Source organism: Methylocystis borbori (assembly GCF_036576025.1).
GTDB classification, from domain to species: domain Bacteria; phylum Pseudomonadota; class Alphaproteobacteria; order Rhizobiales; family Beijerinckiaceae; genus Methylocystis; species Methylocystis borbori.
Genome location: NZ_JAZHYN010000025.1, coordinates 1 through 21,214 on the forward strand (window position 1 = coordinate 1; position 21,214 = coordinate 21,214).

The following is a 21,214-nucleotide window of genomic DNA, read 5'->3' on the forward strand; positions in this document are numbered from 1 at the left end:
CGGAACTGCCCGCGCGTCACGAGCGCGAAGGCGATGGCGTCGAGGCCCGCGAGCGTCAGCCACCAGAGCTGCTCGGCGGCGGGGCCGAGCAGGCAGATCGCGAAGCCCGCGCCAAGCCCGCCGAGAAGGAATGGCGCGAGCGCCGGCCGCGATTTGCCGACGAAGAAGCAGGTTCGCGCCGCGACAAGGGCGAGCGCCGCCGCGCCGACAAGGCCAAGATCGAACCAAATCTGGAAAATGAGGCTGCGCGGCGTTGCGGGCGTCAGATAGCCGCCGAGCACGCCCCAGGTCGCGGCGCCGAAGCCGTGGCCGATGAGCGTGCGCCAGCCGTCGCTTGCGATCATCTGTCCCCAAAAGGCGAGATGTTTGAAGAAACTCGGCGCCTGCTCCGGCCAGACGAGAGAGGTCGCGAAGGCCGCCAGCGGCGCGATGAGCACGATCGTCGCCATCAGCGCCGCGAGCAGCGCGGCCGTTGCGCGCCCGCGCCCGAAGGAGGCCGCGAAGACCGCCGCGCCCACGACGAGCGCGGGCATGGCGTTAGGCGCGCCCGAGAGACGGCAGGCGAGCGCCGTCGCGACGGCGAGCGTCGCCGCCCAATACCAATGTCCGCGGACGGCGAGCGCGCCCATCGCCGGCCAGACGAGGAGCGCGAGGCCAAGGCCCGCGCGCCCGAGCGGGCCCACGTCGAGAATGTCGTCGAGCGTATATCGCGGCGCCATGAGCAGCGTGATCGCGGCGAGCGCGACGGCCGCCAGGGCGACGCCGATCGGCAGCAGATTGAGGTTGGAGGTTTTGGTGCGCAGCGGCAGAAAACCCATGGCGGCGGCGACGAGCGCGAGCGTCGCCGCGCTTTTGGCGAAACGTTCGGCCGGCCCCTCGAAGGGCGTCCAGAACAAAGACAGGCCGGCCCAGATCGCCAGCAGCAGGGCGGCGAGCAGCGGCGGCGACAGGAGAATCTCCCGTATGGAGCGTAACGCGCGCGCGTCCGGCGCAAGCGTCGCCGAGGCGAGGAGCAGCGCCGCGCCGATCGGCAGCAGCACATAGACGGTCTGGCGCACGAGGATCTGCGCGATCAGCAAAATCACGAACAGCAAAAACACGCTGAGCCGCAGCAGGAGGCGGGCGGCCTCCACGGCGGGTTCGTCGGCGGGTCTTCGCGAAAGGGCGATCATGCGGGGGGCGGTTAAGCTAGGGCTGAATCAGAAGCGAAAGTCACTCTAATCGAAATAGCGTAGCCCGCGCATGTTGCGATGCACAGAATGCCCCCAAAAACTAATTTTTTGTCCAGGAGAGAGGGCTGCTAGGAAAAAAGCCCGTTTCCTATTTTCCCGTCAAATTTATGGAATTGCCGCCCCTTGCCCGCTCAGTCCATGTCCATTCATCGCGGACCGTCTCGTCGCGCTCAGAGGCGAGATAGCGCGCGCACAAGGCGCTGGCCCGGCCCGGCGCGAGCCGCCCCAGCGCCCATATGGCGGCGCCCCGAACGAGCGGCGCGGGATCGCCCAGCAGACGCTCGGCCTCGGCGGCGAGTTCTTCCGCGCCGGAATTGCCGATGGCGATCAGCACATTGCGCAGGAAACGGTCGCGCCCGACGCGCTTGATTGGCGAGCCTGTAAAAAGGGCGCGAAAGCCGGCGTCGTCGAGCCGGGCAAGCTCCCCGAGCGGCGGGCTATCGAGATCGGCGCGCGCCTTGAGCTTCGTCTCACGCGTCGCCTGGGCGTATTTGTTCCAGGGGCAGACGGCGAGGCAGTCGTCGCAGCCATAGACGCGATTGCCAATCTTCTCGCGGAAGTCGTGCGGAATAGGCCCCTTATGCTCGATCGTCAGATAAGAGATGCAGCGCCGCGCGTCGAGCCGATAGGGCGCGGGAAAGGCGTTCGTCGGACAGGCGTCGAGGCAGCGACGGCAGGAGCCGCAATGGTCCGTCTCGGGCGTATCGGGCGCCAGGTCGAGGGTCGTGAAGATCGCGCCCAGAAACAACCAGGAGCCGAAATCGCGCGAAACGAGATTGGTATGCTTGCCCTGCCAACCCAGCCCCGCCGCCTCCGCCAGCGGCTTCTCCATGACCGGAGCGGTGTCGACGAAGACCTTGGCGTCGCCGCCGCCCGCTCGGGCCAGCATGAAGGCCGCAAGCTGCTTCAGCTTTCCCTTGACGATGTCGTGGTAATCGCGATGGCGCGCGTAGACCGAGATCGCCGCGCTGTCGCGCCTTTCGAGCGCCGCCAGAGGGTCGACGTCCGGTCCATAATTGAGGCCGAGCATGACGAGGCTTTGCGCCTGCGGCCAGAGCGCGCGCGGCGCGGCGCGCCGATCGGCGTTTTCGCGCATCCAGCCCATATCGGCCTGCGCGCCCTCGGCGAGCCATTGGCGCAGCCTCTCGCTCATAAGCGGCGGGGCTTCCGCGCGGGCGAAGCGGCAGGCGTCGAAACCGAGCTCCAGCGCCTTGCGGCGGACCTCTTCTTCGAGGGTCAGAAATCCATTTCGGCGTAGAAGCGGCCCGGCGTCATGCCCGGCGCGCGGTCGGCGAGCAGCGGGCGGAAGGCCGGGCGCGACTTGATCCGCTGGTACCAATGCTTCGCCGCCTCGTCCTCGTCCCATGGCGCGTCGCCCAGATAGTCGGCGCAGGAAATATGCGCCGCCGCCGCGAAATCGGCGTAGGTCAGGCGCTCGCCCGCCAGCCAGTTCCGCGTCTGCGTCAGATAGCCGATATAGCGCATATGCGGGCGGATGTTGGCGCGGGCGATGCGCAAAAGGTCCATGTCCGGGGCGCCGCCCTGCGGGGCGAAGCGTTTATAGACCTTTTCCGTCACCAGCCAATTCGTCACCTCGTCGAAGAATTTGACGTTGAACCAGTCGACGAGCCGGCGCGTCTCGACGCGCGCCTTGACGTCGGGGGGCAGCAACCGCTGCGCATTCCGCGCCGCGCCGTAAGCCTCATCGATATATTCGGCGATGACGCTCGCGCCGGGAACGACCGTCCGATCGTCGTCCACGAAGACCGGCGTGCGGCCGGCGGGGTCGAGCGCGAGGAATTCGGGACGCCGCTCGGTCGCGCGCTCCTCGATCAGCGTCGCGTCGATTCCATATTCGGCAAGGATGAGTCGGATGAATCGCGAATGGGGACAGAGCGGGTGATGATAGAGCGTGGGCATGAGGCCTTTTCGCGAAGCCGCGGGACGACGGGCGACCTAGAGCAGGATCGTTTGAAATGGAATCGTTCGCGATCCCATTTCAAACGTGAATCCTGCTCTATCTCCTTAGATTAGAGTGAGATTCACGTTCATCATGGAAGCGCGTCGCGCTTCCATGATGAACGATCTCGCTCTAGCGCGCGTTCCGATCAGACGGAATCGGCTGATCGACAGGAAATCGCGCTGAATCAACTGACTGGAGCATGTTCCGATCATAAAAGTCCATCAACTTTTTCGGAGCTTGCTCCAGTTTCCTCTATGCTCAAAAGGTTAAGGCCACAAGCGGGCGCTTTTGCGGCTCGCGGCGAGATCGTCGTCGAAGGAAGGAAGAGCCATGATTCGTTCGGTCGTCTCGTTTTCGCTCGGGCTGATCGCCATCGCCGCGCCGGCGCAGGCCGATCCATTGAAGGACAGCGTGCCCAATGTGATGGTGACGGGCGAAGCCTATGAGGATGTCGCCCCCGATCGCGCCAGTCTGCGCTTCGGCGTCGTTACCGAGCGCCCCGCCGCCGCCGAGGCCGCGGCCGAAAACAATCGCGCGGCCCAAGCGATCCTTGCGGAGCTGAAGGAGCTTGGCGTCGCCGACGCCGATGTCGAGACGCAGGGCGTTACGCTCGCGCCCTTCACGGTCGAGGAGCGCGACGCCAAGGGCAAGCCGAAGGCGCCGCAGACATTCTATCGCGCCCGCAACGATCTCCTCGCCCGCATTCGGCCGGTCGAGAAGGCGGGAGAGATCGCCGGACGGCTGATCGACAAGGGCGTCAATAGTTTCGAGGGAATAGAGTTCGACTTCGCGGAGCCGAAGGAGAAGCTCGACGCGCTGCGCGCCGAGGCGGTCAAGGACGCCGAGCGTCGCGCGAAAATTTACGTCGAAGCCGCTGGCGTGCGGCTTGGGCGGGTGCTGGAAATCCGGCCGCTGGACGAGATGGAGAGGTCGCCGCGCCCCTATGCGGCCAAAATGGCGACGACGCTGGAGGCGGCGCCGGCGACGCCGCTTCGTCCCGGGCTGCAGCGCCTTTCGGCGCGCGTCAGCATCATATGGGCGCTGTCGCGATAGGCCGGCGGCTGCCTGCGCGCGCGGCGAGTCGCCTAGCGCCGCTGCATGCAATTTGGTCGGTCCGCCTATTTCGCATTGCACAATTCCGCGTTAAGGTCTGGCAGCGACTGCTGGGGGCGGCAGACGGGAGGAGTCGCCATGACGCATGTCATCTTTTACGAAAAGCCCGGCTGCGCCAGCAATGCGCGACAGAAGGCGCTGCTCATCGCTTCCGGCCATGATCTCGACGTGCGCGACCTTCTCGCCGAGCCTTGGTCCCCATCCAGCCTGCGGCCCTATTTCGGCGAGAAGCCGGTGCGCGAATGGTTCAACGCGGCCTCCCCCCGCGTCAAATCCGGCGAGGTCAACCCGGACGCGGTCACGCCCCAGGAAGCGCTGGTGATGATGATCGTCGACCCGTTGTTGATCCGGCGGCCGCTGATGCGGGTCGGCGCCCATTGCGAGGCGGGTTTCGATCAGGAAGCCGTCCACGCCTGGATCGGCCTCAAGCCTGTCGAAAAAAGAGTGACCGACAGCTGCTCGCGCGCCGCGAGCGACATTTCCGAAGTCGCCTGACGGATCGCCGCAGCGCCGCTCGCAACGGCGCGTCATCGACCCATAATATTCTGACACCGCTGACGCCAGACGATCGCCTGCTCGCGCCGCGCGCGAACGGGGAAACGTTCGGCGCGAGGCCGCGCGGCGGGCAGAAGGGAAGAGGCGCGCGTGAAGAAAGAGTTCGGGGAAGACAATTGGGCGGCCGTCGCTTTCGAGACGGCGCTGCAGCGATTTGAGACCGGGACTGAGGGATTGAGCGAGGAGGAGGCCGCGCGCCGTCTCGCCGTCCACGGCCCCAACCGTCTTTCCGCGGGCAAGCGGCGCAGCGCGCTGCTGCGCTTCGCGCTGCAATTCCACAATGTCCTCATCTATGTGCTGCTCGCCGCGGGCGTCGTCACCGCGCTGATGAGGCATTGGGTCGATACGGCGGTGATCGTCGCGGTCGTCGTCATCAACGCCATCATCGGATTCATCCAGGAGGGGAAGGCGGAAGAGGCCATGGAGGCCGTCCGCAACATGCTGTCGCTGCATGCGACCGTCATTCGCGGCGGCAAAAGGATCGTCATCGACGCCGACGAGGTCGTTCCCGGCGACATCGTCTATGTCCAGTCGGGCGACAAGGCCCCCGCCGACATTCGCCTCATCCGCGCGAAGTCGTTGCAGGCGCAGGAGTCGGCGCTCACCGGCGAGTCGCTGCCCGTCGACAAGAGCATCGCGCCCGTCGCGCCCGACGCCTTGCTCGGGGACAGAACCTCGATGGTCTATTCCGGCACGGTCGTGACCTATGGCCAGGGAACCGGCGTCGTCGTCGCCACGGGCGCGGCGACGGAGATCGGCCGCATCAGCGAGCTGCTCGCCGCCGTCGAGACGCTGACGACGCCGCTGCTGCAAAAAATGGACGAGTTCGCCCGTTGGCTCACCGTCGTCATTCTGGCGATCAGCGCCGCCGTCGTCGCCTTCGGCGCGCTGGTCTGGGGCTTCGACCTCGGCGAGATGTTCATGGCGGCGGTTGGCCTGGCCGTCTCTGCGATACCGGAAGGGCTGCCGGCGATCATCACCATCACGCTCGCCATCGGCGTGGAGCGCATGGCGCGTCGTAACGCCATCATTCGGCAGCTTCCCGCCGTCGAGACGCTCGGCTCGGTGATGACCATTTGCTCGGACAAGACGGGCACGCTGACGCGCAATGAATTGACTGTGCGGTCCGTGACGACGGCCAAGGGCGTCTATGAGGCGACCGGCATGGGCTACGATCCGCATGGCGGCTTCACGCGCAATGGCGAGGATGCGGCGCTGCGCGACGACGCCGATCTGATGGCGGCGCTGCGGCCGCTCGCGCTCTGCAACGATGCGATTCTACATGAGACGGACGGCGTTTGGAGCGTCGACGGCGACCCGACGGAAAGCGCTCTTCTGATCGCCGCCGTCAAGGGCGGGGTCACGCTGCGCGATCTCGTCTTGACGCTGCCGCGCACCGATGAAATCCCCTTCGAGTCGCAGCATCGCTTCATGGCGACGCTGCATCACGATCACGAAGGCGCAGGCTTCATCTTCGTGAAGGGCGCGCCCGAGCGGCTGCTCGAAATGTGTTTCTGGGAGCGCGGCGAGGGGGAGGAGCAGCGCCCGCTCCAACTCGACCGCTGGCTCGCGCGCGTCGACGAGATGGCCGCCAAGGGCCAGCGCGTCCTCGCCGTCGCCTCGAAGCCGGCCGAGAAAGGGCAGGAGCAACTCGCTTTCGCCGATGTCGAAAGCGGCCTGACCTTCATCGGATTGATCGGCCTCATCGATCCGCCGCGCGCCGAGGCGGTGGAAGCTGTCCGCGAATGCGCGGCGGCGGGCGTGAGCGTCAAGATGATTACGGGCGACCATGTCGCGACCGCGCAGGCGATCGCGCGGGAACTCGGCCTCCCGCGGCCGGAGGCGGCGCTCACCGGGGCCGATCTCGAAAAGATGTCGGACGAGTCGCTCGACGAGGCCGTCAGGGCGACGACGGTCTTCGCGCGCACGAGTCCCGAACATAAGCTGCGTCTCGTTCAATCGCTGCAGAGACGCGGCGACATCGTCGCGATGACCGGCGACGGCGTCAACGACGCGCCGGCCTTAAAGCGCGCCGACATCGGCATCGCCATGGGCGTCAAGGGGACCGAGGCGGCGAAGGAAGCCGCCGAAATGGTGCTCGCCGACGACAATTTCGCCTCGATCGTCCATGCGGTGAAGGAAGGCCGCGTCGTCTATGAAAATTTGAAGAAGACGATCCTCTATATTCTGCCGACGAATGGCGGCGAGGGACTGACCGTGATCGCCGCCATCGCCATGGGCGAGGCCTTGCCCGTGACCCCGGTGCAGATTCTCTGGATCAATCTCATTACCGCTGTCACGCTTGGCCTCGCGCTCGCCTTCGAGCCGCCCTCTCCAGGCATCATGTCGCGTCCGCCGCGTCCGTCGGGCGAGCCGATCCTGTCGCGCTATTTCGTCTGGCGGATCGTCTTCGTCTCCTTCTTGATGCTCGCGGCGACATTCGGTCTTTATGAATTGGAGAAAGCGCGCGGCATGGGGCTTGAGAGCGCGCGCACCGTCGCGGTCAATACGCTCGTCGCCTGTGAAGCCGCCTATCTCTTCAACGCGCGTTTCCTGTCCGAGCCGTCGCTCTCCGTGAAGGGCTTTTTCGGCTCTCGCGCCGTGCTCATCTCCATCGCCATCGTCGTCGTTCTGCAGGCGATATTCACTTATCTGCCCTTCATGCAGACCTTGTTTCAAACGCGGCCGCTCGACGCCGAAATCTGGGGGCATATTTTGATCGCGAGCGCGCTGCTGTTCTTCCTCGTCGAGATCGAGAAGGCGATTTTTCGCTCGCCGGCGGCGCAAGCGTGGTTTGCGGAGCGCTTCGCGCCGGCGTCGCGCGCCGACGCCAAAGGCGCGATCGTCGCGCCCGGGGAATGGCGCGAGCCTATTCTCGCGGGGTTGCTCGGACTCGTGCTGATCGGCGCGAGCGGCGGAATCTATCTGCATATGCGCGCCAATCTAGCGCGTTATGAAACCCGCGTATTGGAGCGCGGTCCCGTCGCGCGCCTCGTCCCGGCGACAGGCGTCATCGATCCTGTTGCGCGAAGGCTTGTCGCGGCGCCTGTCGCGAGCGTCATCGAAACGCTGCGTTGCGCGCCAGGCTATCGGGTAGCGAAAGGCGAGACTTGCGCGACGCTCGATCCGCGCCGCTTGGACGAAGCGGTCGCGCGCAAAAGGAAGGCGCTCGCGACGGCCGAGGCGCAATGGATGCGGCGCGTGGCCGCGCGCGCCAGGGCGCGGGCGGCGCTCGAAAAGCGCGAGAAGGCTGCGGAGTCCGCCGCGGGCAAGGGGGGTCAGACGGCGCGGCGCGCGCTCGAACGCGCGGAAGCCGAAGCGCAGCGCGGCGAAGCCGCCGTCGCGGAGCGACGCACGGCGCTGGAGAATGCCGAGACCGCGCGCGAAGGCGCGACGATCGTCGCGCCGGCCGATGGCCTGGTCGTCGAGCGCAAGGCGGAGCGGGGAAAGCGCGTCGCCGCCGGCGCGCCGCTCTTCGTCTTCGCCGATCTTTCGACCCTGCGCCTGCGCGCGCAAGCGAGCGGCGAAGACGCGCTCGCCGTCGCATCTGGCGCCCAGGCGTCGGTGACGCGCGCTGAGGCTTCCCAAGAAGCGCTCAAGGGCAAAGTGGTCGAGACGCGACGGCCGGCGTCGCCAGAGGGCGGCGCAGTCACGGAATTCGTGATCGAGGTCGACAATTCCGACCATCTCCTTGAGCCGGGGATGACGGCGACGGCGCGCATCGAAATCGATCGGCGCGACGACGCGCTGCGCGCACCCAGCGCCGCGCTCCGCTATGCGCCGGCAGGCGCCGCGGCGGAGCAAGGCGCGCGCGTTTTCGTGCTGCGTGGGGGACGGCCGCGCGCCGTCGCCGTGGAGCTTGGCGCGGACGCGGGCGATTTCACCGAAATCGTCGCCGGCGATTTGCAGCCGGGCGACGCGTTGATTATCGGCGAAAAGGCGTCCTCAAATTTGGACGGCGCCAGCACCGATACCTCGGCGCCATGATTTAAATACGGATGACGATCATTTGCTGGCGCGACCGCCGTTCTGCCCTAACCGTCCGAAAAATTTGCGGACCGAATTCGTGGTTCGCGTCAGAAAAGAGGAAAACGGGTCGGTTCCCGCCGAAGGACGGCGGCCAGCGGGCGATTTGGCTTTGATGGCTTTAGCCTTTTTTCCAGCGGTCGGCCGCTTCGCTTCAGCGGCGTTCTCATCTTTCTGGGGTTCGGTCGTCTCGTGCGACTTTATCGGGCCGATCGCCCGGGGCGCGGCATCCAACTTTCCCTCGGTTTCGGCGGGCGGAGCTTCCGGCTTGCTTCCGCCTTCTATCCCGGAAGGCGCTGATGGCGGTTGTTGCTGGCCTTCCGGCGCGGCGAGGCCTTGCTCTTGGGGAGTCACCGGCGCGGCGGCCGATGGCGCCGGGTTGGTTTCGCTGGGCGCTTCTTTAATTTCGGTCGGGACGCCCTCGCGCGGCGAAGGCTCCGGTCCCGCCGCGCCGCTTGCGGGGCCAGTCTCGATGAACTTTGTCGCGGCTGGGTTCGTCGTTTGAGCTGGAACAGATGCGCCTTCGGGCGGATTCATCCCGCTCGCGGCCGGGGGCGCTTTGGGAGGCGCAGGAGATTGCGGCGGCGCAAAGAGCGCCGTTCTCAGAGCAAGAATTGAAAATAGCCCGCCGATGACGATCAAACCGCCTATTAAAATTCGGCGGCCAGCAACCCGCGACCGCTCCTTTTTGAGCGCTATGGCCGTATCGGCAACTGGGACAAGACTGGGGGCGGAGGAGGTCGGCAAGCCGGTTTCAGCGGAAGGGGGCGCGGCGTCCAACGCGCCCGTGATCTCCGCCACATGCCTTTGTTCTTCTTCATGACGCCTGAACCCTGCGACAAGCCAGTCATCGACAGGACTCGCCTTGCTTTCGGCCGCTTGCGTCCAATCGCGGCTGCGCGCGTTCAAAATCTCTTTCGCGCGTTGTTCCTCTTGTCGGCGCCTGAACGCCTGGGCGAGCCAATTGTCTCCCGAGGCCTCGTCCCCCGACGACGGATGCAAGTCCGAGGCGTCGCTTGCCCTTTCCGCGACGTCGCTCGCCGTTGAGAAGCGCTCATTCTTCAGCCGCTCTTCTTCGCGACGCTTATAAGCGCCGAGCGTCCATTCGCTTTCGAGACTCTCAGCCAAAACTCAACCCCCGCTCATCGGTTCTTCCGCTCGCGCCTTGGCGGCTCGCGCGACGATTGTCCGGGCACTCATGAGGCCTTCTCAAAATGGCGAACGCTCCAATATCGATCTGCGTCAATGAACAAAACTTTTTTTACTATATCAAGGAAATGTGGCGCGAAAAGAGGCAGGGGCGGACGAGACGAGTGGGCAGGGCGGTCCCGCCCAACCGGTCTTCGCCCTGAAGCATTGCGCGCCGCGGCAGGAACAAAGGCCAAAGCTGCCGTCCTTGCTCGCACGCCGGCGGGGCGGGGGCAGCGGCGCCGGCATATTTTACGACTTTTTAGGCCGGCGGCGGGCCGTTGGCGAACTCCTCGCGGAGCGCCGCGCCATGTTCGTCGAGATCGGGCGCAGGGGCGCGAATTGGCTCGTCCGGATAGCCTTTCATCTTGATCGGGATGCCGGTCATCTTCAGACCGCCGGCCTCGATCATCATGTTGCGCGCCTGCGCTTGCGGGTGCGAAAGCGCCTGCGTCGCGTCGAGCAGAGGCCCGATGGGTACGCCCGCCGCATGGATATTGGTCAGCCAATATGCGGCGGGCGCTTTCTTGAGTTCGACTTCGAGGGCGGCCCTGAGCGCGACGACATTTTGAACGCGGCTGACGTCGTCGAGGAAGCGCGGATCATTCGCCAGTTCGGCTCGCCCGATCGCGCCGCATAATTTGGCGAACAGATGGTCGTTGCCGCAGCAGATCGCGACATGACCGTCCGCGCATTCGAAGAGATCGAAGGGCGCGAGAAAGGGATGTCGATTGCCGATGCGGTCAAGCGCGCGGCCGGTCGCGGCGAATTCCATGGCGCCATGCTCCAGAAAGGCGAGCGTCGCGTCGAACATTGCGATATCGACATGAGTGCCCCGGCCTGTCTTCTCGCGCGCATAAAGGGCGCTGGCGATGCCGCTGAACATATAGAGGCCGCCGAGAAGATCGGAGAGCGACGTGCCCACCCGCGTCGGCGGACCGTCGGGGAAGCCGGTCATGTCCATGATGCCGCTCATCGCCTGAACGATCGTGTCATAGGCGGGATAATCGGCGAGAGGGCCCGTATGGCCGAAACCTGACGACGACGCATAGATCAGGCGCGGATTCACCTTGGCGAGGTCCTCATAAGAGAAGCCGAGGCGCGCCATGACGCCGGGACGGAAATTCTCCGCCAGCACATCGGCGCGACGGATCATATTGATGAAAATCTTACGGTCTTCATCCTCTTTGAGGTTGAGGACAATGCTCTCCTTGCCGCGATTGACAAAGGCGAAATAGAGCGAAGTCTGACCGGCGAAAGGGCCGTATGTCCGGGTGTCGTCGCCATGGCCAGGAGGCTCGATCTTGATGACCCGCGCGCCGAGGTCGCTTAACATCGCGGTTCCGAACGGGCCGTTCAGAACGTGAGTCAAATCGATTACCAGGACTCCTGAGAACGCGCCGCCGCCTCGAACTTTCATCGACATCATCTGACTCCAAAAAATTTGCCTGAGTTTGATATGCCATCGTCGGCGACTCCGGCTAGTTTTTCAGCCTCGCCGAAGGAGCGGACGTCGTCGATGGCCGCTCCCTCTATTCTCTCAAGAAGAACGCGCTATCTGGCGAAGGCGGCGCTGGCCGAAAACTTCTCGAGGGGTCATTATTGGATGAAGCCGGCAGGTCTATTAATCCATGCGAAGGTTAGCGCCAAAAAAACTTAGACATATCATCGTCTCGGCGGCGCGCTTTCGTAAGTTTATAAAAACAAGGGGGAGTCTTGATCATGGTCCTACCGCTCGAAGGCGTCAAAGTCATTGACTTCACCGGCGTTCAGGCCGGCCCGGCTTGCACGCAGTTGCTTGCCTGGTTCGGAGCCGACGTGTTGAAGGTCGAACGTCCCGGCGTCGGCGACGTGACTCGCAGTCAGCTGCGCGACGTGCCGGATCTCGACGCTCTCTATTTCACGATGCTCAACAGCAACAAGAGATCCTTGACGCTGAACGTCAAGACGCCGGAGGGAAAGAAGATTCTGGAACAGCTCATTCGGGACGCGGATGTTCTGGTGGAGAATTTCGCCCCGGGCGCGCTCGACCGCATGGGCTTCACCTGGGAGCATATTCAGGAGCTCAACCCGCGTCTCGTCTTCGGCTCGGTGAAGGGCTTCAGCGAGGGGTCGCCCTACGCCGACCTCAAGGTCTATGAGAACGTCGCGCAATGCGCGGGCGGCGCCGCCTCGACGACAGGATTCTGGGACGGACCGCCAACGGTCAGCGCCGCCGCGCTCGGCGACAGCAACACCGGCATGCATCTCGCTATCGGCATTCTCGCGGCGCTCCTCCATCGCGAGAAAACCGGCAAGGGCCAGAAAGTCGCGGTGTCGATGCAAGACGCCGTGCTCAATCTCTGCAGGGTGAAGCTACGCGATCAGGAGCGATTGGAGCATGTCGGCTATCTTGAGGAATATCCTCAATATCCCAATACGCCATTCGGCGATGCGGTGCCGCGCGGCGGCAACGCCGGCGGCGGCGGTCAGCCTGGCTGGGTGCTGAAATGCAAGGGCTGGGAGACCGATCCCAACGCCTATATCTATTTCACCATCCAGGAGCAGAACTGGCCGCTCACCTGCGAGGCCATCGGCCATCCCGAATGGAAGGACGACCCGGCCTATTCCACCGCCAAGGGCCGCCAGCCCCATATCTTCGACATTTTCGCAGAGGTCGAGAAATGGCTCGCCGACAAGACCAAATTCGAGGCCGTCGAGATTCTGCGCAAATATGAGGTGCCCTGCGCGCCGGTGCTCTCGATGAAGGAGATCGCCTACGATCCGGCGCTCCGCGCCTCGGGCTCGATCGTCGAGGTCGACGAAGAAAAGCGCGGCAAATTTCTTACTGTCGGCAGTCCGATCAAATTCTCGTCATTTACGCCTAAAATCACCGGAGCTCCGCTTCTCGGCGAGCACACGGGCGAGGTGCTGGCGCAACTCGGCTACAGCGCCGACGCGATCGCCACGCTTCGCGCCGATAAGGTCGTCTGATGAGGTCGGCGCGAGCGGCCTCAGCCGCCATCGCGACATCTCGCGGCGCTGCAGTCATGACGCCCTCCGCAAACTAAGGGACGCTTCCATGGTCGAAGACTCTCCGCCTGCGACGATCACGAACGGCTTTCGTCTAATCATCGACGCGATGAAGTTGAACGGCCTCGACACGATCTATGGCGTCGCCGGCATTCCCATAACGGACCTTGCGCGGCTCGCTCAGGCCTCGGGCATTCGCTACATCGGTTTTCGCCATGAACAGTCGGCGGGAAACGCAGCGGCGATAGCCGGCTATTTGACCCAGAAGCCGGGCGTCTGCCTCACCGTCTCGGCTCCGGGCTTCCTGAACGGCATGGTGGCTTTGGCGAACGCCACCATTAACGGCTTCCCGATGATCCAGATTTCGGGATCGAGCGATCGCGCCATCGTCGACCTGCAGCAAGGCGACTATGAAGAGCTCGACCAGATGAATGCGGCCAAGCCTTTTGCGAAGGCCGCCTATCGGGTCAACCGGCCGCAGGACATCGGAATCGGCCTGGCGCGCGCCATCCGCGCCGCCGTCTCGGGCCGGCCGGGCGGCGTCTATCTCGACCTGACGGCGGAGGTCCTGGCCGCGACTCTCGACGCCGGGGAAGGCGCGCGTTCCCTGGTCGAGGTCGTCGACGCCGCGCCGCACCAGCTTCCCGCCGCGGACGCCGTCTCGCGCGCTCTCGATCTGTTGGCCAAAGCCGAGCGGCCGCTCATCATCCTCGGCAAGGGCGCGGCCTATGCTCAGGCGGACGCCGACATCCGCTCTTTTATCGAACGGACCGGCGTCCCCTTCCTGCCGATGTCGATGGCGAAGGGCTTGCTGCCCGACGACCATCCGCAATCGGCGGCGGCGGCCCGTTCCTTCGCGCTGGCGCAGGCCGATGTGACAATGCTCATCGGCGCGAGGTTGAACTGGTTGCTCGGCCATGGCCGCAGCCCGGAATGGTCCGAGACGGCGAAATTCATCCAGCTCGACATTCTGCCTATGGAGATGGACAGCAACCGCGCCATCGCCGCCCCCGTCGTCGGCGACATCGCCTCCTCTATCGCCGCCATGCTGGCGGGACTCGCGCCGGGACGGGTCAAACCGGACGCCGCCTGGCTCGCCGCGATCGAGGAGCACAAGCGCAAAAATATCGAACGCATGGCCGCGCGCCTGCAAGCCAACCCGGACCCGATGGATTTTTACAGCGCGCTCAACGCCATTAAAGGCGTGCTCGCCGACAGGCCGGATATCTATCTTGTCAATGAGGGCGCGAACACGCTCGATGTGACGCGCAACGTCATCGACATGCACGCCCCGCGCAAACGCCTCGATACCGGCACATGGGGCGTCATGGGCGTCGGGATGGGCTACGCCATCGGCGCGGCGGTCACGAGCGGCCAGCCCGTGGTTGCGATCGAAGGCGACAGCGCATTCGGTTTCAGCGGCATGGAGCTTGAAACCATCTGCCGCTACCATCTGCCTGTGGTCACGATCGTCTTCGACAACGGCGGCATTTATCGCGGAGACGACATCAATCGCGGCGGAGGTCCAGACCCCGCGCCCACCGCGCTGATGAAGGGCGCCCGCTATGAGAAGCTCATTGAGGCGTTCGGAGGAACGGGCTATTCGGCGGCGACGCCGCAGGCGCTCGGGCGCGCATTGCGCGACGCTCTCGCTTCGGGCAAGCCGGCGCTCATCAACTGCGCCATAGATCCGACCGTCGGCACCGAGAGCGGCCATATCGGCAATCTCAATCCGCAGAGCAAATTGAACGCGGCGCCCTAGATCGCTGCTTTTTTTGCGGCGCGCTCTGGGCGCGCAGCTTCGTCGGCGCGGGCGGATGCGTGGTGGGCCGGGCAGGACTCGAACCTGCAACCAGACCGTTATGAGCGGCCGGCTCTAACCATTGAGCTACCGGCCCCACGCCACGCCGAAGAGCGGGGGTTTCCTATAGCGAACCGCGCGGCGCTCCGCAAACGCCCAAACGCTTCGCGCGAAAGGCGGGTGCGGGCCGCTTCGCTCTGGCGTAAAAAGACTTGCGCGCGGCTTGCAGGAAAAAAGCGATGACGGAAGAGGAGACGCGCGCGGCGGTCGTGGCCGCTGCGCAGGAGATGGACCGGCTGAAGCTCAATCACGGGTCCGCCGGCAATGTCTCTATGCGCTGCGGCGGCCATGCGCTGGTGACGCCGAGCGGCGTCCCAAGCCGCGAACTTTCTCCCGCCCTTATCGCCCGCATGGCGCTCGCGGGCGAGGGCGGCTTCGAGGGGCCGTTGCCGCCATCGAGCGAATGGCGTTTTCACCTCGACGTCTATCGCGCGCGGCCGGACGTCAACGCCGTTCTGCACATGCATTCGACCTATGCGACGACGCTTGCGACATTGCGCCGGGAGATTCCGGCGGTCCATTACATGATCGCCGCCTTTGGCGGTCCGAGCGTGCGCTGCGTCGGCTACGCCTCCTATGGCACGCAGGAACTGTCCGCTCTCGTCGTCGACGGATTGATGGATCGCGACGGCGTGCTGCTCGCCAATCACGGCGCCATCGTTGCGGGCGACAACATGCGCAGGGCGCTCTGGCGCGCGGTGGAGCTCGAAGCGCTGGCGCAGATTTACTATCTTGGCGCTCTCGCGGGCGAGCCGGTGATCCTGCCGGACGATGAAATCATGCGCACGGTCGAGCGTTTCAAGAATTACGGGCCGCGCGAAGCGCGTGAATAGTCGCGACGCGACCAACGGCGTCACACGGCCTTCGCGGCCAGAATGCTTGTGAGCGTCGGCAGCGCATTGCCCAGCAGGCGGAACTCTCCAAAGCCCGATTGTCGCAACAGCGCCTCGATCTCCTCGACGCGACGCGGTTCGCCCCGGCCCATGGCGAGCGTATAGAAGCCGTAATAAGCGTCGAGCGGCTCGGCGCCTTTGACGCCCGACATCCCCTCGATGACGAGCAGCGTCGCGCCCGGCGCCAGCGCATTCCTGACATTGCGCAGAAGCTTCAACGCCGACGCGTCGTCATGGTCATGCACGATGCGGATGAGCGTCGCGATGTCGGCGCCTTGGGGCAGCGGGTCGTTTAGGAAGTCGCCGCCATAGATCTCCGCGCGCGCGAGCAGGCCCGCCTCGTCGAGCCGCTTGCGGGCGCGTTCCATCACCGCGGGAAGATCGAACAGCATGAGCCGCAAGTTCGGCGCGCGCGCCGCGGCGGCGCCGAGAAACACGCCTTCGCCGCCGCCAATGTCGAGCAGGCGCCGATGGCGGGAGATGTCATAGGCGTCGAGCGCCTCCTGCGCGACCATCGGCTGCGAGGCCGCCATTAGCGCGCTATAAGGGGCGACCTGATCGGCCGAGAGGGCGTCGGGCCGCGCGCCGTCCGAATAGGGCCAGTAGTCGGCGAGGCGCGCGCGCTTTTCGCCGCGCAGCAGCGCGACAGGATCGGCGAGATCGGCATAGAGCAGGGGCTGGTGCTCGACGAGCGACAGCGCCGCGCGATTTCCGGCCAAGGCGGCGCCGAGCCGCCCGAGGCCGTAACGGCCGCCGCGGCGCCGCTCCGCGAGGTCGAGGGAGGCGGCGGCGTCGAGCAGGCGCCGCGTCGCGTCCTCGGAAAGGGCAAGCCGCGCCGAAAGCTGCGGCGCAGTCAGCGGTCCGTCGCGCAGAATGTCGAAAAGCTTCAATTGCGCGCAGGCGCTCAGAACCTGCGAATAGACGAAGCCGGCGGTCAGATCGAGCGCGGCCCGCGCGCCGCGCCGCGCGATAGGCCGGGTGAAGGGGTTTCTCAGGGCCCAATGCTGGAAGCGCGGATCGGCGATGAGCCGGTCGCGCGCGGCGCGCAGGCGATCCCGCCATTCACCGAAAAACGCCGCCATGCTGGCCTCCGCCCTTCTTTGCCGCGGATCAGATCAGATGGCGCCGCATGTAACATGCGCGCCGGCGCGGGCGAAGGGACCGGCGAGGACCGTCGCCGCGCCCCGGCGTTGCGGCGCCGCGCGCCTTCCTATAGAAGCATGGCATCCGCGCCCGTAGCTCAGCTGGATAGAGCGTTGCCCTCCGAAGGCAGAGGTCAGAGGTTCGAATCCTCTCGGGCGCGCCAATCCCCCCAAGACGCCGATGACCATAGCCCTCATCGAAGGCTCAGAGCGGCATGTTCAGGCTTTCGCCATCCGGACATGGTCGCCCCAGAGGAAGCGCTCTTTGTGGGCGCTAGCGAAATCCGGGTCGACATAGACGTAGACGCGCTTGATCAGATCGCCTTCAAACCGGAAGAAATTTGCAAAGCGGCCTTCGGAACGTCCTTCGACCGGCCAAGGCGCGCCGTCCGCCATCACCCCGCTCTCGAAACCTTCGACGATCACGTGGTCGCCGGCGACATGGAACGTCATACGGTCGAGATCATGCTGGATGCTCTGGAGCGAACCCATAAGACCCTTGGCGAGTTCCATGAATTCGGCCTTGCCGTAGCCAACGCCGAACTTCGGAAAATAAACCTCCACGTCATCGGTCATGATGTCGACAATCGTGGGATCGCCGCTGTCGATCTTACGAAAATAATCGGTTGCAACGTCGATGCGCTTCCGCGTCAGTGCAGAGTCAGGCATGGCGCGTCTTCCGTAACAGCCGGTTGGACATTCATTTTATCTGGGCGGCGAGGATCGTGGCCGCCATATAACAATGGAATGATTGGATTTTCGTGTCCTTGAGCGTCCAGACGTCGCAGCACGGCGCCTCGATCTTCTTTCCAGAGGCCGGGACAGTCCCGTTTGGCGTTTCGAGCGGCCCGGTATGCGTACCATTCAGCGACAGCTCGACGACCACGACATTACCGTCAACATAGAATTTGTCGAGCTTGCGGCGCAGGTCAGGAAACGAGGCGTCGAAGCCCGTTACGAGGTCGCCAACCTCGCGGCCATGATATTTCTTTCCGGCCGAGACGTCGTAGAGGTAGCCGTCTTCCGCGAACAAGTTGATAAATCCCTCGACATCTAGTGGCCTTTCCGCTGCGGCGTACGCTGCTCGGACGATTTCTTCGTTGGAGGGCATCGAGATTCTCCTTAGTTTCCTCTTCGCTTGGCCCTTACTCAAGATGAGACGACCTCCGTTTGTCCTACGCCGGGCGCGATTTGCATTTGTCGTCGTGCACCCGTTTACGCGCCTGCCGGGCGAGTGTGGCGAGCGTCGGGCGCCGCCCAGAAGTAATGCGGCGCCTTAGCGCCCTTGCCTCCTGTCGATTCGTAAAACCCTGACGCCGGAATGACGCAACGCCGCGACTTGAACGCCGAACGGAATATCGGCTTATCGGCGACCGTCTGGGCGGGGGCGTTGAAGGTTGAGGGAGCTCCTTGAGCTTTTTTCCACCACAGGGGCGGCCGCAGCGCATCGGGACAAGCTCATTGCCGCCTGCGTCCGGGAGAATGACCTCGATCGGAATGGTCGGGGCGATCTTGTAGCGCGCCCGCGAGGTTGCGGAGCTGGCCGATCAAGTCGACGAGCCGGTGGAGCTCTCTTCCCAGGAGAGATGCTGCGTGAAGCGGCCGCACATGGGCGGGAGGATAGCAGAATCGGGCGCAAGCGCCCATAAGCTGATCAGGTCAACCGGGCGTCGCAGAGTGGGGGCGCTTGTGATTTCATGCGAGGCATGAAATCAAAACTTGCCTCTCTCTTCGCCGTTGGTCCTTTCGCGCTCTTTCCCGCGGATAAAGCGCTCGCGCTGACCTCGATGCTTCCTGTCAGCCAACTTCTCACGGCGACGGCCATAACCGGGACAGAATATGTCCCCATCGTGCAGGACGGCGCAACGCGCAAAACGACGATGCAGAGGCTCTTTCAGGCGGTCACGCCGTCGAATATCCCAAATCTTGACGCCTCCAAGGTCCTCAGCGGGATATTCGACGGGCCGCGCATTCCCCTTCTCGAAATCAATTACAAAACGAGCGGCGTGCTCGGCTCGACCCGCGGCCGCGCGGGAAGCATGCTGGACCTGCTGAAAGCGGATGGAAAAGGGGTCGTTTCAAAGGCCGATCTGCTCGATTTTTCGGGCTACGCTCTCGCTTACCAATATCCGGGGATCGACCCGACCGGCGCAACGAACAGTCAGCCCGGCATCCAGGCGATGATCAATGCAACCAACACGCGCTCGGCAGTGCAATTGCGCGGCCAGAAACTCTACTTCGGGCCGGGGCGCTTTCGCGTCGATGACAAGATCCTGCTTGGCTCTGCACAGGCGCTGATATGTGCGGGCCGGAACAAGACGACATTCGTGGTCAATTCGTCGACGTTCAATATGAACGCCTATGCCGTCTTTGAAGTGCCCCCCTATAGCAATGCGGGAGCCGCCAAGGACTGCGAAGTGGAGTTCGTGCAGCCCAATTTCCCGGGGATGACGCGTAATCATTTAATCAAATATCCTCCAGCCTTTTTTCTCAACACCGCGCCGGGGTTCATTTTCGACGGTATCCGTTGCCGTCACGCTTATCGCTGCATCATAGCGTTGGGAAACAACGGCGCTTCGGACTTCGGCACCATTGAAAGCGGCGCCGCCGCCCCGTATCAATTCGCGGCGTTTACGGCCGATGCGAGCGGGACGACGCTGCATGTCACGGCGGTAGGCAGCGGCCAGATTGCAGTCCCTGGCTTCGGCTATAAGGTCGAAAGGACTGGCGTTTACACGGTCTATCGCATCGTCAATCAGTCGGGTGGGCCGACCGGCGGGGTAGGCGATTACCAACTTGCCTGGGCGACTTCGTTCTCATCCGGGCCGAACTACCAAACCGATGGCGGCAATGTCATCGACGGGGCGCTGGATTTTATCCGTAATCAAGCTTTTAGGTGTTATCCATACGGCTACCTCGGCTCACACTCTTATGCGGCCTACACGGACGGGGGCACATCCTGCCTGGCGCTCGGACGCGCCGACGGATTTGATTTCGACAACCTCTCCTCTTCCAATGCGGAGGTCGTCCTGACGCCGCGCGCCAACGGGCATGCCCATTTTGCTTCGCTGGAGCTCGACAGCGATATGTCGAGACTGCGAACTTTCGCTGGCGAACCGTCAATTGGATTTTTGGCCCTGTCTTCTGCGGGAGCGATGGCGCGCGAGCAGGTGCATGCGGAAAACAGCACCATCACCATCGATCACCTAAAGAACATCAACAACTCATCGAATTGCATCGTCAATGTCGGCACGAATGGACGGATATATATCCTTGGCGGGGTCCTTCAGAACAGCCAACCAGACGGCAAATTTCTTTGCTTCGACGCAGGAGCGGCGGGCGGCTTCGCGAGAGTAGCGAATTCAATGATCAACAATTCGGGAGGGACCAGGACGCAGCCGTTCTTTGTTCAAACGGGCGCAACGAATTCCATGCAATTGATAGGCAATGCGCGTCACGCGAATCTTTCCAATGGCGGTCCGATCTATAGTTATGCGGCTGACAATTTTGGCAATCTCGTCGCGGGCAATCATTTCTATCCGCAAACGCATGTTCTACCGCTTTCAAGCGTCGGCGCGTATGAGACCGATACTCCGGACGCGCTCGCAACGCCAACGATCGCCTTTGCGACCCCCGGGTCGCCAATTACGGTTAATTCATCAAGCGGAAAATATTGGCGCAAGGGCGATCGCGTCGAACTTGAACTCTCCGTGGATTTCAAGACTCCTGTCGCCACGAGCGAAGCGGGAGATTTACGGATTTTCGGAACCGGCATGCCATGGCCGCGATTCAAGTCAGAGACAAGCTGCCAATTGGATGATGCGGCAAAGGTTGCTTTCTCAGGATTTTTCTCTCCGATTATTACTCATGCCGTGTTGGGAACGCCACTAATTCAGTTCCGTCAATTTGTCTCTGGAGGCGCGTCGACGCTGCTCGGGACGGCGGGCTTCCCGCAGAACACGGACCACTTTATCGTCAAGTTTCACTGTTCCTATCCGGTGTAGTGAGTCGCGGCGCCGTAGATGCGATCTGTCAGCGCTACTCCGTGCGGTGATTACGCATATTCTCGCGTCGGCCGAGCGCCACCGTCGATCGATGACGCATCGTTGTTGTTGACTACGAGCCGCAAGCGCGGACACTTGGGCGCCGGCGGTTCTTGCCGGATGGCGGAAAACCGATGGGCGCCAGAATTTTTTATCACTTCCTCGGCGCGCAGGCGCCAACTCGAA

General features: G+C 63.9%; 16 protein-coding genes and 2 tRNA genes. 8 read left to right on the forward strand and 10 right to left on the reverse strand.

The annotated features are described in order from the left end of the window. The 3 genes from V3H18_RS09715 to V3H18_RS09725 form a co-directional block, all read right to left on the reverse strand. A partial coding sequence (locus V3H18_RS09715; RefSeq protein ID WP_332081828.1) for a hypothetical protein occupies positions 1 to 1,172 on the reverse strand: 1,172 nt, incomplete at its 3' end. A gap of 148 nt (positions 1,173 to 1,320) precedes the next feature. Further along, complete coding sequence (queG, locus tag V3H18_RS09720) at positions 1,321 to 2,571, reverse strand: tRNA epoxyqueuosine(34) reductase QueG (RefSeq protein ID WP_332081829.1); 1,251 nt, start codon at positions 2,569 to 2,571, stop codon at positions 1,321 to 1,323. Continuing rightward, entirely contained in the window at positions 2,469 to 3,152 is a 684-nt protein-coding gene (locus tag V3H18_RS09725; RefSeq protein ID WP_332081830.1) for a glutathione S-transferase family protein, read from the reverse strand. Before V3H18_RS09725 ends, queG begins: the two co-directional genes overlap by 103 nt. Before the next feature lie 373 nt (positions 3,153 to 3,525). Here V3H18_RS09725 and V3H18_RS09730 point away from each other — a divergent pair, with 373 nt between their 5' ends. From V3H18_RS09730 to V3H18_RS09740, 3 genes are all read left to right on the forward strand, one after another. Next, a complete protein-coding gene (locus V3H18_RS09730; RefSeq protein WP_332081831.1) occupies positions 3,526 to 4,248 on the forward strand; it encodes an SIMPL domain-containing protein in 723 nt (240 codons plus the stop codon). Between the two features lie 138 nt (positions 4,249 to 4,386). Next, positions 4,387 to 4,803, forward strand: a complete 417-nt coding sequence (locus V3H18_RS09735) for an ArsC/Spx/MgsR family protein (protein ID WP_332081832.1) — start codon at positions 4,387 to 4,389, stop codon at positions 4,801 to 4,803. 150 nt (positions 4,804 to 4,953) lie between these two features. Then, a complete protein-coding gene (locus tag V3H18_RS09740) occupies positions 4,954 to 8,850 on the forward strand; it encodes an HAD-IC family P-type ATPase (RefSeq protein WP_332081833.1) in 3,897 nt (1,298 codons plus the stop codon). An 18-nt stretch (positions 8,851 to 8,868) separates the two neighbouring features. On the opposite strand, the gene V3H18_RS09745 is transcribed toward V3H18_RS09740, so the two are convergent. Together V3H18_RS09745 and yfdE are read right to left on the reverse strand one after the other, a co-directional pair. Beyond that, positions 8,869 to 9,690: a hypothetical protein gene (locus V3H18_RS09745; protein ID WP_332081834.1), complete on the reverse strand. Its 822-nt coding sequence runs from the start codon at positions 9,688 to 9,690 to the stop codon at positions 8,869 to 8,871. A 649-nt stretch (positions 9,691 to 10,339) separates the two neighbouring features. Beyond that, on the reverse strand, positions 10,340 to 11,506 hold the full coding sequence (yfdE, locus tag V3H18_RS09750; RefSeq protein ID WP_332081835.1) for a CoA:oxalate CoA-transferase: 1,167 nt from the start codon (positions 11,504 to 11,506) through the stop codon (positions 10,340 to 10,342). A gap of 293 nt (positions 11,507 to 11,799) precedes the next feature. Between yfdE and frc the strand changes: the two genes are divergently transcribed. Together frc and oxc are read left to right on the forward strand one after the other, a co-directional pair. Beyond that, positions 11,800 to 13,050 carry a formyl-CoA transferase gene (frc, locus tag V3H18_RS09755; protein ID WP_332081836.1) on the forward strand — a complete coding sequence of 417 codons (1,251 nt, stop codon included), beginning with the start codon at positions 11,800 to 11,802 and terminating at the stop codon, positions 13,048 to 13,050. An 88-nt stretch (positions 13,051 to 13,138) separates the two neighbouring features. Continuing rightward, a complete protein-coding gene (oxc, locus tag V3H18_RS09760; protein ID WP_332081837.1) occupies positions 13,139 to 14,851 on the forward strand; it encodes an oxalyl-CoA decarboxylase in 1,713 nt (570 codons plus the stop codon). A 60-nt stretch (positions 14,852 to 14,911) separates the two neighbouring features. Here oxc and V3H18_RS09765 read toward each other — a convergent pair. After that, positions 14,912 to 14,987, reverse strand: a tRNA-Ile gene (locus tag V3H18_RS09765). Positions 14,988 to 15,129: 142 nt separating this feature from the next. Between V3H18_RS09765 and V3H18_RS09770 the strand changes: the two genes are divergently transcribed. Further along, positions 15,130 to 15,783 carry a class II aldolase/adducin family protein gene (locus V3H18_RS09770; protein ID WP_332081838.1) on the forward strand — a complete coding sequence of 218 codons (654 nt, stop codon included), beginning with the start codon at positions 15,130 to 15,132 and terminating at the stop codon, positions 15,781 to 15,783. Between the two features lie 20 nt (positions 15,784 to 15,803). On the opposite strand, the gene V3H18_RS09775 is transcribed toward V3H18_RS09770, so the two are convergent. Continuing rightward, the gene (locus tag V3H18_RS09775) at positions 15,804 to 16,925 is read right to left on the reverse strand and encodes a methyltransferase (protein WP_332081839.1); all 1,122 of its coding nucleotides are present in this window, start codon (positions 16,923 to 16,925) and stop codon (positions 15,804 to 15,806) included. A gap of 147 nt (positions 16,926 to 17,072) precedes the next feature. Between V3H18_RS09775 and V3H18_RS09780 the strand changes: the two genes are divergently transcribed. Next, positions 17,073 to 17,149, forward strand: a tRNA-Arg gene (locus tag V3H18_RS09780). Positions 17,150 to 17,204: 55 nt separating this feature from the next. On the opposite strand, the gene V3H18_RS09785 is transcribed toward V3H18_RS09780, so the two are convergent. From V3H18_RS09785 to V3H18_RS09795, 3 genes are all read right to left on the reverse strand, one after another. Continuing rightward, positions 17,205 to 17,654, reverse strand: coding sequence for a nuclear transport factor 2 family protein (locus tag V3H18_RS09785; RefSeq protein ID WP_332081840.1), 450 nt, complete (start codon positions 17,652 to 17,654; stop codon positions 17,205 to 17,207). 31 nt (positions 17,655 to 17,685) lie between these two features. Further along, positions 17,686 to 18,096 carry a nuclear transport factor 2 family protein gene (locus V3H18_RS09790; RefSeq protein ID WP_332081841.1) on the reverse strand — a complete coding sequence of 137 codons (411 nt, stop codon included), beginning with the start codon at positions 18,094 to 18,096 and terminating at the stop codon, positions 17,686 to 17,688. A gap of 104 nt (positions 18,097 to 18,200) precedes the next feature. Then, positions 18,201 to 18,428 (reverse strand): SOS response-associated peptidase family protein, encoded by a 228-nt coding sequence (locus V3H18_RS09795; RefSeq protein ID WP_332081875.1) that lies wholly within the window; start codon positions 18,426 to 18,428, stop codon positions 18,201 to 18,203. A gap of 263 nt (positions 18,429 to 18,691) precedes the next feature. Between V3H18_RS09795 and V3H18_RS09800 the strand changes: the two genes are divergently transcribed. Continuing rightward, positions 18,692 to 20,989, forward strand: coding sequence for a hypothetical protein (locus V3H18_RS09800; RefSeq protein ID WP_332081842.1), 2,298 nt, complete (start codon positions 18,692 to 18,694; stop codon positions 20,987 to 20,989). Positions 20,990 to 21,214: the final 225 nt, after the last annotated feature.